Below are 14160 nucleotides of genomic sequence, written 5' to 3' on the forward strand. Positions count from 1 at the left end.
CTCTAAACGCATGCTCCGACAGGGAGATGTGTCGGCGTCACAATTGGTGTTTTGACCGTAACAGCAATGCCGCTACTGCACACCCGACCAACGCCAGGCACGCCAGGTAGAACGCATCACTGTAAGCCAGCAGGTAAGCCTCCCGCCGAATCGTCCCGGCCAGCCCCTCCAGCATCTGCTGCTGGTGCGGCAACCAGCTCTGTATTGTCTGGTTGATGCGCTCTTGCACGCCAGGCGCGAACACTGTCACCTGCTCGTGAATGCGCTCGCTGTGAAAGCGCTCACGGGTGGCCACCAGTTGCGTCAACCCGGCCGTGCCGATGGCTCCCCCCAGGTTGCGCAGCATGGAGAACACCGCCGAGGCCGAGCCGGCTTCACGCTTGTCCAGCCCGGCCACCGCCAGCACCGACAACGCCACCATGATGAAAGGCTGGCCAATACCGCGCACCACCGTGGACGGGATGATCACGTTGTCGGCACTGTCGGCGCTCAGGCTAGCCCCCAGCCAGCAGCCCAGGGCCATGATCAGAAAGCCGCTGGCGACCATGAACTTGGCGCTGGTCCAGCCCATCAGCCGGGGCATCAACGGCGCCAGCAGCAGCTGCACCACGCCATAGGCGATCAGCGCCACGCCGACATCGTGCGCGCTGAAACCCTGCAGCTGCGACAGGTAGTTGGGCACCAGAAAAACCAGGCCGAATGTGGCGGCGCCAAAGATGAACATCGCCACGCTGGCGACGCCGAAGTTGTAGCGCCCGAGCAAGCGCAGGTTGATGAAGGCGCGCTGGCCGAACAGCTGGGTCACCACGAACACCACCAGGGCAATGGCGGCGACCACACTCATGGCGACGATGAATGGCGAGCCGAACCCGTCCAGCCGGCCGCCTTCTTCCAGCACGATCTGCAAGCCACCCAGGCCGATCACCATGGCGGTGATACCCAGCCAGTCACCTTTGCGTAGCAGCTCAAGCTTCATGGGCTTGGCCTCGATCGACCAGGCGATGGCGAACAGCAGTGCAAGGCCGGGGAACAGTTGCAGATAAAAGATCCAGCGCCACGAATAGGCATCGCTCAGCCAGCCACCAATCGATGGCCCGGCCGCCTGCGCCACGCTGTTGGCCAGGCTGAACAGCGCCATGCCCATGGCCATCTTGCTGGCCGGCAGTTCGGTGATGATCAGCTGGAACGACAGGGGGATCAGCACCGCGCCCGCAGCACCCTGGATCACCCGGATGGCAATCATCGCCTCCAGGTTGGGCGCCCAGGAACAGGCCACCGAAGCGATCAGGAAGATGAGCGAGCCGGTCCACATCACCCGGCGCAGCGAGAACACGTCCACCAGCCAGGCCGTCAGCGGAATCATCACGATTTCCGCTACCAGGTAGGCGGTGGAAATCCAGGAGCCCTCCTCGAAGCTGGCGCCCAGCGAGCCGCGGATTTCCGGCAGCGCGGCGCTGGTGACATGCACGTTCATGCCGGCCATGAAGCAGCCCAGCAGGCCGCCGAGCACCGCTACCCAGGCGCGCAGTGTGACCGTTGGTTCAGTGCCCATCGGCCACCTCTGCGGGGCGCGTGTCGACCGTGCTCACCACGGACATGCCGGGCAGTACCTGCGGGCCATCCAGCGGTGTGTCCAGCAGAATACGCACCGGGAAGCGCTGGACAATCTTGGTGAAGTTGCCGGTGGCATTGTCCGACGGCAGCAGTGCGAAGACATTGCCGGACGCTGGCGAAAAGCTGGCCACATGGCCGCGCAGTGGCTGGCTGACGAAGCTGTCGACGCGGATTTCTACCGGCTGCCCCGGGCGCATGTTGGCCAACTGGGTTTCCTTGAAATTGGCCACCACATAGGCCTGCTGCAGGGGTACCACGGCCAGCAGCGGCTGGCCCGGCACCACGTACTGGCCGGCACGTACGCGGCGTTGGCCGACCACGCCCGTGATCGGTGCGCGGATCACGGTGTCCTGTTCGTCCTGCTCGGCCAACTGTTGGCGGGCCTGCGCGCGGGTCAGCGCTGCCGCGCGCTGTTGCAGTTCGGCGTTACCCTGGGCTGACCGGGCCTTGGCCATGGCCAGTTGTGACCGTTGTTGGCGCAGCGCGGCCTGGGCACCTTGCAGCGCGGCTTGTGCCTGGGTGGCATGGGCGCTGGCGGTTTCCAGGCGCTGCACGGTCGCGGCCTCGTCTCGCACAAGGCCACGGTAGCGTTGCATGTCCAAGTCACTGCGCCGCTGTTCGGCAGTGGCACTGCGCATGGCTGCTTCAGCCTGCAAGATGGCTTGTTGTTGCTGGTTGATACGCTCGCTGGCCACCTGCTGGCGGGCCTGGGCGGCGATCAGTGCCGCCTGGGCCTCGGCCACACCTGCCCGTGCCTGGTCGAGGCGGGCGCGGTAGTCGCGGCTTTGCAGGCGCACCAGTACATCGCCGGCTTTCACGGGCTGGTCGTCAGCCACTGCGACCTCGGCCACGTAACCGGCCACGCGTGGGCTCAGGGCCACCCAGTCGGCGCGCACGTAGGCGTCGTCGGTGGTCTCCAGGTAGCGGCCGGTGGTGAGCCAGTAGCTGGTGAAGGCCAGCAGGGCGATTGCTGCCAGGCTACCGCTGGCGGTGTAGGCCAGGCGGCGACGGGATCTGGCTTTGGCCCGCGGTTCAGTTTCGGCTGGTGCGGTTTGTTCTACGGCGACATTCATGTACGGTTTCCATGCTTGATTTTTGGGGCTGCTAAGCGGCCCCATTTGTTGTTACCTGGAGCTACCACCGCCCGCCCAGGGCGCGGAACAGGTTGACCTGTGCCTGCGCCAGCCGCCCTCGGGCTTCTACGTGGCTGGCCCGCAGGCGGATCAGTTCTCGCTCGCTGTCGAGCAAGGCCAGCCCGTCCAAGGTGCCGGCGCGGTAGTTGCCCTGGGCCAGGGCATAGCCGCGCTGGCTGTGCGCCAGGGCTGCATCCAGTGCCTGCAACCGCTGCCGCTCACCGTCATAGCGTGCAAGGGCCTGGCGCACGTCCTTGAGCGCGCTCAGCGCCATACCGTGGTAATGGGCAACCTGCGCCTGCTGCAACGCCTCGGCTTTGCCGACCCTCGCGCGGTTGGCTTTCATATTCGGAAACTCCCAACGGATCAGCGGGCCAATGCCGAACATCACCGCGCGGCTGTCGCCGAGGTTGGCCAGGTGATGGTCCGAGGAGGTCAGCGAAGCGCCGAAGCTGACCTTCGGATACAGGTCGGCCCGGACGATGTCGGTTTCCAGGGTGGCAGCCTGCAGTTCCCGTTCTGCCTGGCGCACATCCGGCCGGCGTTCGAGCAAATGCCAACCATCGCCGGCCGGTAGCGGCGCCGACAGCGTGGGGATGGTTGTGCAAGTGGCGGTGTCGGCCAGCGAGGCCTGGCCACTGAGCATGCCAAGTTCGTAAAGCGCCATCTGCCGCCCGGCTGCGAGCATCGGCAGCTGCGCCCGCACTTGTTCCCGTAAGCCCAGCAGGCGCTCGCTGTCGAGGGCAGTGGCCACGCCGGCCTGGCGCTGGCGTTCGCTCAGTTGCACGCTGTGGTCGAGGGTTTGCAGGGACTGCTTAGCCTCGTCCAGGCGCGCCGTGTAGATGCACTGGTCGAGGTAGGCGCGGCTGGTCTGGGCGACCACTTGCAGGCGCACCAGGTCCAGCGCCGCAGCGCTGGCTTCGGCCTGGGCCCGGGCGCGCTCGATGGCAGCACGCACCTGGCCCCAGACATCCACCTGATAGGCCAACTCGATGCCTGGGTTGAATTGCCATTGCGACGGCGCGTGGCTGTCGGTCGCCTCGGCCAGGGTCTGGTCATCGGCGCTCTTGCCATAGGTGGCGGCAAAGTCCATCGAGGTTGACGGCCAGCGCCTGGCATCGAACTCGCCTATCCCCGCCAGCATGGCCTGCACATTGGCTTCGGCCTGGGCCAGGTCCTGATTGTGCGCCAGGGCTTGCTGTACCCAGTGGTTAAGTTGCGGGTCCTGGAACAGCGCCCACCATTGTTGGGGCAATGGTTGCCGGCTGACACCCGCCGGCACATTCGCCAGCGGGTTGGCCAGCAGCGCTGCGGGTGGCTCGGCAGGTGCGGGTTGCCGGGTGCACGCCGCCAGCACGCCGAGTATGGCGAGTACGGCAAACCGGGCAGGGAAGGGAAATGAAGGCAGTAAGGGCATCACACATGTCGCTCAAGGGTGGTGATGCGAGGTTAACGAGGGTGGGGCGCCCGCCGCTGCCGCAAGCGGGACAACCCTGCGCGCAAGTGGGACAACCTGGAGCTCAGTACCCGCGCGCGGTACTGTTTTGCCAATCACTCGGCGCGTAGCCGAGGATGCGCTTGAACATGGCGGCAAAGGCGCTGGCGCTCTGGTAGCCGTGCTCCAGCGCCACGTTCAGGATCGGTTGGCCATCGGCCAGGCATTGCTGGCTGAGCATCACCCGGGCACGGGCGCGCCATTCGCCATACGACATGCCCACCTCACGCTGGAACAGCCGTGCCACGCTGCGGGCACTCATGTTCAGTTGCGCGCCGCATTGTTCCAGCGTCAGGTCCTGGGCCGGGGCCTGCAGGAAACGCTCGCACCAGGCGCGCAGTTTCGCCTGGTGCGGCAACGGCACAAAGGCATCGATGCGCCTGGCAGTGGCCAACTCAAGCCGGATCAGTGCCCGCACGTGCTCGCCGTCACGCAGGTCGAGCATGCGTGACGCAGCCAGGATCAGTTCGTGCAGCAGGCCGGTTACCACGATGACCTGGCAGCGCTCGATACGTGCTTCGAGCAGCAAGGTCCGCATGCAGACCACGCCTTCCATGCGGATGGCATGGCTGACCCCGGCGGGCATCCACAACGCATGCCCGCCAGGGATCACCCAGCTACCGCCTTCGCTGCTGACCCGCATGACGCCGCTGGCGGCGTAGATCAGCTGATCTTCGGCGTGGCAGTGGCTGGCCACTTCTTCGCCGTGTCCGTAGTCCATTTCCAATGCTTGCATGCGGGGCATCCTCGGTATTGGATCCGATTATACGGCGGTTTATTGATGCTTGATTGCGAAGGTTGGCGGTTCGGCGCAATTATTCATCGCCTGCGAGATCGAGCGCCGCCCGCGCGGCGCTTCGCGGAGCAAGCCCGCTCCCACATGTGTTTTGGGGCCAATTCTGCCTGTGCGATTTGCGCGCGAACGCCTTGGCGCATGACTCGATATCGCGTCGGACAAACAAGGCGGTCGCGCGCACCTGTCACAGGAGTAATTGGCCCGAAACACATGTGGGAGCGGGCTTGCCCCGCGAAGCGCCGCGCGGGCGGCGCTCGGTCTTGTAGGCGCTGAAAATGTTGCGGCAAGCACCTGGTGGCCCTGACCGATCCCTTGGCAGGCACCTCAAAGCCATCCCCTGTAAGACATTTCTGAACATGAAACCAAACGCTTCAGAATCAACCCGCTTAGGAATTATCCTACGCGCGCTGCTGAACTATCGCCGTTGTCGGCGAAGTACCTCAGGGATAACGTTTTCGCGTCGCTCCGGCGACCGGGCATGAGAACCCGACAGTCAAGCTAGCAGCACCTTCATGGTGGCCGTACGTGGGCGGGCTTTCGCCTGGTCGGGCCTTTGCTAGCTTCTGCCCGGTTTTCTCACACCTGCGTACGGCTGCCGCCTTCAATCCATGAGAAAGATTCAGGTGGTGGTTCCTTCCCTAGAAGCTGGAATTACACAATGAAAAAGCTCGTCCCCGATCCACAGGATCTGCTGCGGGTCCAGCCCGGCATTCCTATCGATGATGCCTATGAGCAAGTTTCGATCCTGCTGAGCTACATCAAGCATCTGCTGCGCGAAGGCGATATGGAGGACGACCACAAATTCCTGGGCGCCGCCGATTACCTCACGGCGTTGGCCAAGGCATTGATGAACGAAGTCGAACTGACCAAAAATACCTTGCGCTGAACGGCTGCCCTGGGGGGCCGCTTTGCGGCCCTTTTTGCGACACATGGCCCGATGGACCGGTCCATCGCGGTGTGTGCCTTCTAGTCATGTCTTGGTGGGCAAGCTCATATGCAGCAAGGGGAACGGCCGGCCTTCGCCATCCAGCGGCGAGCGGCCGGTCTGGACGAAGCCGTAGTGCTCGTAGAACCCTGTTGCCTGGGGGTTCTGCTCGTTGACATCGACACTCATCGCGTTACGCGACTGGCGGCCAAAATCCAGCAGCGCACGGCCAATACCCTGGCCATGTCGCTCGGGGTCGACGAAGAGCATTTCCACGTGGTTTTCATTGAAACCGATGAAGCCCAACGGCTGGTCATCGGTATCTACTGCAACCCACAGCTCGACGGCCGGAAAGTACACGTCTTGCAGCTGTGGCAACAGCGCGTCGATGTCGGACGGTTGCAGAAAGTGGTGTGTGGCGCGTACGGCGCGCAGCCAGATGTCGAGCAGCTGCGGGAAGTCTGCAGCAATGCCTTGGCGAATGATCATAGGGTCATCCTGAATGTATAGATGGCAGATGGGCGCGCCAAAAGGTGGCGGCCATGCAGGTGTCGGCATCATGAATGACCGCTTCGCGATTTAACGCCTGGGCGGTGCACGGCAGGGGAAGCCGGAAGGGAAGATGGCAGAAGGTTACCCGGATTGCGCAGTGTGGGGCAATGCAGCCTGAGTCGGGTTTCCGGTTTTTACTCGACCGCAATCCATATCGATGCTGGAATTGAGTCCGCACGTCATGGCCATGGCCGGGAGCCCCAATGAACCGCAACGAACTGCGCAAAGCCGATATCAACCTGATGGTGGTGTTCGAAGCCCTGATGCAGGAGCGCAACCATGTCCCCGGTTGAAAATGTCAACGATGTCTCCGGTCTGTACCCTGGACAAGCCCGCTCCCACAAGTAGCGTGCTTGCGCCCTCATAGAACGACCGCCAGCCCGTTGATCCAGCACGGGCTTTGTGGGAGCGGGCTTGTCCCGCGAACACCGGCAAAGCCGGTGCCAGGCACCGCCTGTTCCATTCGCGGAACAAGCCTGCCCCCACAAGTGGCTTACCTGCCGTCTTTGTTCTCTGCACAATCTCCCACAACTGCGTCGTGATCGCTTAGAACGTGCCTTGCAAGGTCACCATGAAATTGCGTGGCTCACCATAGAAATTGCCCCACGCCGGCGCACCGATGGTGGCGTAGTACTTCTTGTCGAACAGGTTGTTGCCGTTTAGCGCGACTGTCCAGTTCGGGTCGATGCGGTACTGCACGCGGCCGTTCCATACGGTGTAGCCTGCCTGCTCGACGCGGGTAGTGCCGGTGGTGCGGAAGTTCTCGCTCTGGCTGTTCAGGCCGGCGCCGACGGTGAAGCGCTCCAGTGCACCGCCCAGCTGGTAGTCACCCCATACCTTGAGCATGTGCCGCGGGATGAAGCTGGAGGTGAAGGTCAGCTCGGTGGGGTCGCTGTCTTCGATGGTATTCAGGTACTTGGTCTGGGTGTAGGTGTAACCCGCCAGCAGCTGCAGCCGCTCGATTGGCGAGCCGCTGATCTCGGCCTCGAAACCCTGGGCACGGACCTTGCCGCTGTCGGTGTAGCAATACCCGTCGCCTGACGGGCAGGCTTCGTTGTAGTCGGTTTCCGCACGGTGTTTCTCTACCGTACGGAACAGGTTGAACGAAGTGTTCAATGCGCCATCAAGCAGTTCGCCCTTGATGCCAATCTCGTAGTTTGCACCGGTCTTGGGCTGAAGCGACTGCCGCTCGGCGTTCACCTTGTCGCTCTGCGGCTGGAAGATGTCGGCGTAGCTGGCGTAGGCGGTCCACTGCTCGTTGAGGTCGTACAGCACGGCGGCAAATGGCGTAACCTGACCGTTTTCCTGGCTGCGGTTGTTCACCCAGTAATCGTAGAGCTGGGTATAGGAGTCGCTCTTGTTGCGGTACCAGCTGACCCGTGCGCCCAGCACCAGGGTCAGCGGCTCTGCCAGCTTCAGCCGCAGGTTGGCGTAAGTGCCATATTGGGTGGTGGTGGAATCGGTTGGCACGCTGCCACCGCGGCTCGGGTTGACCAGATAATCGCCTTTGGACGGGTGTGGGAAGTTCGAGGTTGGGTTGAATGGGTCCTGCTTGGCGTTCAGCAGCATCAACGCGAAGTAATCATGGGTTTTCTGCCGGCTGGCGTTGGCGCCGATGATCAGCTCGTGCTGCAAGCCGAACGCCTCGAACTTGCCATCGACATAGCTATCGAAGCCGTAGTCGTCCTGGTCGTAGTCGAAGCGGCCGGCGCGCACGTTCATGCTGGCGGTGCTGGCGCCGACCGGCACCGTACCTTCGGAGTAGGCGTATTCGATGTCCTGGGTGTTGTGGGTGTAGATCGAGGCGAAGTTCAGCGTCCAGTCATCATTGAAGCGGTGCTTGAGGTCGGCAAAACCGGTAATACGCTGGCTTTGCAGGTCGTTCCAGCTGGCCCCCAGGCAGGTAGAGCGCGACAGCTTCAGGTCACTGCCATTGGCGTAGCGTGGCAGGCCGGAATAGCACGGTGTGGCATCGACATCCTCGTAGGCCAGGCCAAAGCCAAGGGTGGTGTCGGCGGTGACGTCCCAGTCGATGGCACCGTACAGTATCTGGTCCTGGCGCTTGGCCGTGTCATAGAAGTACTGACGGTCCTGCAGCGAGGCCACGGCGCGCCCGCGCACGGTGCCCGACTCGTTCAGCGGGCCGCCTACATCTACTTGGCCGCGGTAGTTGTCCCAGCTGCCGGCAGACAGGGTGACGGTGGTGGTGGCCTTTTCCTGGCCACGCTTGCGTACGAAGTTGACGCCGCCGGCGGAGGAGCCGGAGCCCTTCATCATGCCCGCCGCGCCCTTGAGGATTTCGACGCGGTCGTAGAACGCCATGTCGCTGGAAAAGCTGTTGGCCTGCACGTAGTTGCCGCCCACGTCCAGCGGCACGCCGTCATACTGGTACTGGCCGTCCAGGTTGAAACCACGGGAGTAGAAGTACTTGCCGCCCATGGGCGAGTCGTACACGGTGATGCCCGGGGTCTTGTCCAGCACCTGTTCCAGCGTATTGAGGTTCTGGTCGTCGAGCATCTTGCGGGTCATCACGGTGACCGACTGCGGGGTTTCCTTCAGCGTGTGCACGCCTTTGCCGATGGTTACTGCACGTGCCGTGTACGATTGGGTGCCCTCGCTGGTGGCGTCCAGCCGGTTGGCATCGATGTTCAGTGGGCCCAGTTCCATGGCCGCGCCGTTGTTGGCAGGCATCAGCACGTAGCCGCCATTGCCCTGGCGTTGTGCCTGCAAGCCGCTATTGGCCAACAGCCGCACCAGCCCTTCCTCGATGCTGTAGCTGCCTTCCAGGCCGGCGCTGCTCAAGTGGCGGGTCTGGGCGGTGTCGAACGAAATGGTCACGCCCGCCTGCACGCCGAACTGGGTGATGGCATTGCCCAGCGGGCCAGCGGCGACGTGGTAGGCGGTCTGGCTTTGGGCCATGGCCTGGGCAGGCATCAGCAGCAGGCCCGGCGCGCTGGCCAGGGACATGCCGAACAGCACCAGGCGCACGGCCTGGCTCAGCTTGGTTGCAGGGGTAGGGTGCAGGTGAGGCATTTCGTGATCCTTCCGAGTCATGGCAGAAAGTCGCTGTCGTCGCGGCTTGTGTCAGGGACGGACGAGAATCGAAATCAGCAAGATTGCGGCGAAAGTTTTTTCGCAATTGCTCAGGCGGGTTCCACACTCACCCAATAGCGGCTGAGGTAGCGCAGCTTCACGGGCAGTGTTTTTGGCAGGTTGGCCAAGGCGATATCGGTGTCGTCGATGCGGAATGCGCCGGATATGCTCATGGCCTGGATCGACGAGGCGCAGCGCAACACCCCTGGCCGATAACGCCCCAGCTCTTCGAGGAAGTCGCCCAGGCGCCAGTCGTTCACACTCAACATGCCATGCCGCCAGGCAGTCGAGTCAACGGGCAGGGCGTGCGGGGTGGCGAAGTCATTCTGGTCAAAACTCACCTGCTGCCCGGCTTGCAGTTGCAGCCTCCGCTCAACGTGGCGCTGCGGGCGAACCTCGACACTGGCCTGCAGTACCCCGACGCGCGTCTTGTGCGCGAGTTTGCGGATGCTGAACTCGGTGCTGCGGGCAAGGATACTGCCGTCCTCGGTGTGCACGATGAACGGACGGTGCTGCACCTCGCTGACAGGCCTGACCAGTATTTCTCCCTGGTACAGCTGAATCGCCCGCACCTTCGTGTCATAGCGTACATCCAGCGCGGTACCCACGTTCAGCTCCAGCTGCGAGCCGTCCGCCAGCGCTAGGGTGCGTCGCTCACCCGTGCCGGTGCGTTGCTGTGCCAGCAAGGCGCGATAGGGCACCTGTTCGGCTGCCAGCCAGCTGCCGCCACCCATGGCTACCAGCAGGCCCAGCACTTTCAGCACATCGCGGCGCTGCGCCTGCGCAGCGCCAAGGCTGGACAATGCTGCTTGCGCGGGCACCATGGCCCATTGCTGCTGCAGCTTCTCCACCCGCGCCCAGGCGGCAGCGTGGTGCGGGCTGGCCTGCAGCCATTGCCGCCACGCCTGGGTGCGGGTCTCGTCGCAGGCGCCATCGTTGAGCTGCACATACCAGGTGGCAGCGGCTTCGAGTGTCTTGAGATCCATCGCGTTCAGCCTTCAACTACCAGCAGGCAGCGGGTCATCGCCTTGATCAGGTGGTTCTTCACGGTGGTAACCGACACGCCGAAACGCTCAGCCGCAGCACCGTAGGTCAGGCCTTCAAGTTGAACGGCAAGGAAAATGGCGCGGGTCTTGGCGCCGAGTTCGTCGAGCAGGCTGTCCACGGCCACCAGCATTTCTATGATGGACAAGCGCACCTCCGGCGAGACGTCAACCGGCTCCGGGCGCAGGGCCAGGGCTTGCAGGTAGGCTTTTTCGATGGAGCGACGGCGGGCTTTGTCGATCAGCAGCGCGCGGGCTATAGCGCTGAGGTAGCTGCGCGGCTCGCGGATCGGCAACGGATTACGCGCGGTCATTACCCGCAAGAACGTGTCGTGCGCCAGGTCGGAAGCATCGGCGGCGTTGCCCAGGCGGGCGCGCAGCCAGCCCTTCAGCCAGCTGTTGTTTTCGCTGTACAGCTGGTGCAGGGCCTGGGGATCGAGCGTCGACATGCGTCAAGACCGCAATATTAATGGGAATTGATCGCATTGTCGTAGTAGGGCGGGCTGATTGCAAGGATCGTGTGCATGCACACAGCCTTGTGGGAGTGGGCGTGCCCGCGAAACAGGCAACACGTTGGATGGCACCGGCTCTGCCGGTGTTCGCGGGCATGCCCGCTCCCACAGAGGTTGCGCCAGCTTCTGGATCCTGAGCAAGGCAGTTGCTCACACAAAGGCAGGACGCACACATTGAAAACGTTGTTAGAACCCGGCCTCCAGGCTCAGCAGCTCCTGCACCGTCTGCCGCCGGCGAATCATCCGCAGCGCCCCGTCCTCGATCAGAAACTCCGGCAGTAACGGCCGGCTGTTGTAGTTCGACGACATCGATGCACCGTAGGCGCCGGCATCATGGATCACCAGCAGGTCGCCCACCTGTGCCTGAGGCAGGTCCTGCGGGGTCAGTTCCTGGTCATCCTGGGTGAACACGTCACCCGATTCGCACAATGGCCCGGCCACAACAGTCGGCTGCCGTGGGCGGTCCACCGGCTGGCCGTTGGCGTCGAGCAGGGTCATGCCGTGATAGGCGCCGTACATCGCCGGGCGCATCAGGTCGTTGAAGCCGGCGTCGATCATGACGAAGGTATTGCGGCCCACTTGCTTGACGGCACGCACTTCTGCTACCAGGTAGCCCGACTCGGCCACCAGGAAGCGCCCAGGCTCAATCTCCATGCGCACGGGGTGACCCAGCATGGCTTCGATTTCCTTGCGCGCCACCGCCCAGGTCTGGGCGTAGCGCTGCAGGTCGACCGGCTTGTCAGTGCTGCGGTAAGGGGTGGACAGCCCGCCACCTATGGAGAACGCCTCGATGTCCACGCCCAGGCGGCCGATCAGCTCGATCATCGAGCGAGCCACCTGTTCCAGGTGCTGGTAGTCCACCCCGGAACCAATGTGCATGTGCACGCCTACCAGGTGCAGGCCATGGGCCTTGATGCATGCCAGCGCCTCGTCCAGTTCCTCGTGCCAGATGCCGTGCTTGCTGTTTTCGCCGCCGGTGTTGGTCTTGCGGCTGTGGCCATGGCCGAAGCCCGGGTTGATGCGGACCCACACGCGGTGGCCGGGCGAGCGCTCACCCAGTTGGCGCAGCATGTCGATGGAGCCGGCGTTGACTTCGATCTTTTCTGCCACCACGCGCTCCAGGGTTGGCCGGTCCAGCGCGTCGCACGTCAGCACCACGCCGGCAGGATCACCGTCCACGCTTGCACCCGCAGCGAAGGCCCGCTCCATTTCACCCAGCGACACGGCATCCAGCACCAGGCCGTGGGCGCGCATCAGGCGTAGCACATGCAGGTTGGGGTTGGCTTTCTGGGCGAAGCGTACGGTGTCGAATACGTTCAACTGCTCGACACGCTCGGCGATGGTACTGGCGTCGTACGCCCACAGCGGCGAGCCGTGCTGGCGAACCGCCTCGGCCAGAAGGGAGAAGGGTGCGGTCATGGTGGCACTACTCGTATAAGGAAGGCCACGAGGATGAATCAAAGCGGGAATTCAGAAAAATAGCTATTTTTCTGCCAGTCATTCATATCTGATATACCCATTGTCGACTCACCGGGTGCTGCCGTGAAACTGTCCGTCCGCCACATCGAAGTGTTCCGCGCCATCATGGCCGCTGGCAGTGTCACCGGGGCGGCGCGCCTGCTGTTCACCTCGCAGCCCACTGTCAGCCGCGAATTGGCGCGCCTGGAGCAGGTGACTGGCCTGAACCTGTTCGAACGCGAGGGAGGGCGCCTGGTGGCGACCGCCCAGGCGCTGCTGTTGATCGAAGAAGTCGAGCGGGCCTACGTCGGGCTGGAGCGGATCGATCGCTTTGCCCAGGCCATCCGCAATTTCGAGCAGGGGCGGCTGGCCATCACCTGCCTGCCGTTGTTTTCACAGACCTTGCTGCCCAAGGCCTGCCAGCGCTTCCACCAGCAGCACCGCGGCGTGAGCGTGAGCATCCTGGCGCAGGAATCGCCGTTGCTGGAGGAGTCACTGGTCGCCCAGCAGCATGACCTTGGCCTGACCGAGGTGGAGCAGATACCGCGCGGCGCTTATGGCGAATTGCTGTTCAGCGCCAACATGGTGTGCGTGCTGCCCGAGCATCACCCGTTGCAGGCCAAGGCCGAGTTGGAGCTGAGCGATTTTCACGAGGTCGATTTCATCAACCTGGCCAGCCTGGACACCTACCGGCAGCGCCTGGACCAGCACTTTCGCGCGGCGGGGGTGAACCGCCGCACGGTGATCGAGACCACCAGTGCCGCCTCGGTGTGCGCCATGGTCAGGCAAGGCCTCGGGGTGGCGATCATCAACCCGCTGAGCGGCCTGGAGGCGGCCCAGGGCGGTTTGCCGATCCGCAGGTTGCGGGTGTCGGTGCCCTACCAGGTCATGCTGATACGCCCCGACCACCGGCCGGCATCGGCAGCGGTGGAGCCGTTTTGCGAAGCGCTGCGGGTGCAGGCTAAAGCAATGCAGGCAGCATTGCGCTAGCGCCTGACTCTCCCAAGGGGTTTTGTGCTGCCTGTGCCGGCCTCATCGCCGGCAAGCCAGCTCCCACAGGTGCTGCACATGGCTTGAGGCAGAGGTGGTCGGGGTGGGCGCTGGCTTGCCGGCGATGAGGCCAGTACAGGCAACAACGGTCGGTCCTATGTGCAATCTGCGGTTCAGAGTTCGCAGACGAAGGTCCCGGTCCCGGTCAGGATGTTTTCCAGGGTTTGCTTCACTTCGTCCAGGTCACTCAGGTCGCTGGTGAGGTGGATCTCCAGCACCTCGTCCCCCTTAAGCGCATCCTGGTCGCCGGCCGCCACTTCGATCAGCAGGCGCTTGGCACTCAGCGTCACCTTCAGCCCATCGAGCGTCGACGGCTCGTCATCCAGGGTCAGGTCGACGGTGTCTTCGTCCGGGTAGCGGGTAAGCAGGAACATCTGACCCTTGTCGCTGTGGCAGCACAGGGTCGCCATGTTGTCTTCCTCGTCATCGCAAGGGGTGGCGAACAGCAGGGCGGTGTTGATTTGCATGAGCAGGCTCGGATCAAAGGAA

12 protein-coding genes are annotated in these 14160 nt (G+C 63.5%); 2 read left to right on the top strand and 10 right to left on the bottom strand.

Annotation, left to right across the window (positions count from 1 at the left end; all coding sequences use genetic code 11):
• Positions 1–37 precede the first annotated feature (37 nt).
• The 4 genes from OZ911_RS07730 to OZ911_RS07745 all read right to left on the bottom strand — a co-directional run bounded on the left by OZ911_RS07730 (position 38) and on the right by OZ911_RS07745 (position 4978).
• Positions 38–1552 (bottom strand): MDR family MFS transporter, encoded by a 1515-nt coding sequence (locus tag OZ911_RS07730; RefSeq protein WP_023049385.1) that lies wholly within the window; start codon positions 1550–1552, stop codon positions 38–40.
• Positions 1542–2687 (bottom strand): HlyD family secretion protein, encoded by a 1146-nt coding sequence (locus tag OZ911_RS07735; RefSeq protein WP_070086451.1) that lies wholly within the window; start codon positions 2685–2687, stop codon positions 1542–1544. The genes OZ911_RS07730 and OZ911_RS07735 overlap by 11 nt, the downstream gene beginning before the upstream one ends.
• Before the next feature lie 61 nt (positions 2688–2748).
• Positions 2749–4164, bottom strand: coding sequence for an efflux transporter outer membrane subunit (locus tag OZ911_RS07740; protein ID WP_083283709.1), 1416 nt, complete (start codon positions 4162–4164; stop codon positions 2749–2751).
• A 103-nt stretch (positions 4165–4267) separates the two neighbouring features.
• Positions 4268–4978 (bottom strand): AraC family transcriptional regulator, encoded by a 711-nt coding sequence (locus tag OZ911_RS07745; protein ID WP_023048212.1) that lies wholly within the window; start codon positions 4976–4978, stop codon positions 4268–4270.
• A 718-nt stretch (positions 4979–5696) separates the two neighbouring features.
• Between OZ911_RS07745 and OZ911_RS07750 the strand changes: the two genes are divergently transcribed.
• Positions 5697–5924 carry a DUF3077 domain-containing protein gene (locus OZ911_RS07750; RefSeq protein WP_023048213.1) on the top strand — a complete coding sequence of 76 codons (228 nt, stop codon included), beginning with the start codon at positions 5697–5699 and terminating at the stop codon, positions 5922–5924.
• An 84-nt stretch (positions 5925–6008) separates the two neighbouring features.
• Here the strand turns inward: OZ911_RS07750 and OZ911_RS07755 are convergent, their stop codons facing one another.
• The 5 genes from OZ911_RS07755 to lysA all read right to left on the bottom strand — a co-directional run bounded on the left by OZ911_RS07755 (position 6009) and on the right by lysA (position 12582).
• Positions 6009–6452, bottom strand: coding sequence for an acetyltransferase (locus OZ911_RS07755; protein ID WP_016485579.1), 444 nt, complete (start codon positions 6450–6452; stop codon positions 6009–6011).
• Positions 6453–7061: 609 nt separating this feature from the next.
• Positions 7062–9548 (bottom strand): TonB-dependent siderophore receptor, encoded by a 2487-nt coding sequence (locus tag OZ911_RS07760; RefSeq protein WP_023048215.1) that lies wholly within the window; start codon positions 9546–9548, stop codon positions 7062–7064.
• Between the two features lie 110 nt (positions 9549–9658).
• Complete coding sequence (locus OZ911_RS07765) at positions 9659–10594, bottom strand: FecR domain-containing protein (protein ID WP_016485581.1); 936 nt, start codon at positions 10592–10594, stop codon at positions 9659–9661.
• Positions 10595–10599: 5 nt separating this feature from the next.
• A complete protein-coding gene (locus OZ911_RS07770) occupies positions 10600–11100 on the bottom strand; it encodes a sigma-70 family RNA polymerase sigma factor (RefSeq protein WP_016485582.1) in 501 nt (166 codons plus the stop codon).
• A 249-nt stretch (positions 11101–11349) separates the two neighbouring features.
• Positions 11350–12582 carry a diaminopimelate decarboxylase gene (gene lysA, locus OZ911_RS07775; protein ID WP_023049222.1) on the bottom strand — a complete coding sequence of 411 codons (1233 nt, stop codon included), beginning with the start codon at positions 12580–12582 and terminating at the stop codon, positions 11350–11352.
• 123 nt (positions 12583–12705) lie between these two features.
• Between lysA and OZ911_RS07780 the strand changes: the two genes are divergently transcribed.
• The gene (locus OZ911_RS07780; protein WP_070086965.1) at positions 12706–13611 is read left to right on the top strand and encodes a LysR family transcriptional regulator; all 906 of its coding nucleotides are present in this window, start codon (positions 12706–12708) and stop codon (positions 13609–13611) included.
• A 173-nt stretch (positions 13612–13784) separates the two neighbouring features.
• Here OZ911_RS07780 and OZ911_RS07785 read toward each other — a convergent pair whose 3' ends face one another.
• A complete protein-coding gene (locus tag OZ911_RS07785; protein WP_016485585.1) occupies positions 13785–14138 on the bottom strand; it encodes a hypothetical protein in 354 nt (117 codons plus the stop codon).
• Between the last annotated feature and the right edge of the window lie 22 nt (positions 14139–14160).

The organism is Pseudomonas fortuita (assembly GCF_026898135.2).
Classification (GTDB): domain Bacteria; phylum Pseudomonadota; class Gammaproteobacteria; order Pseudomonadales; family Pseudomonadaceae; genus Aquipseudomonas; species Aquipseudomonas fortuita.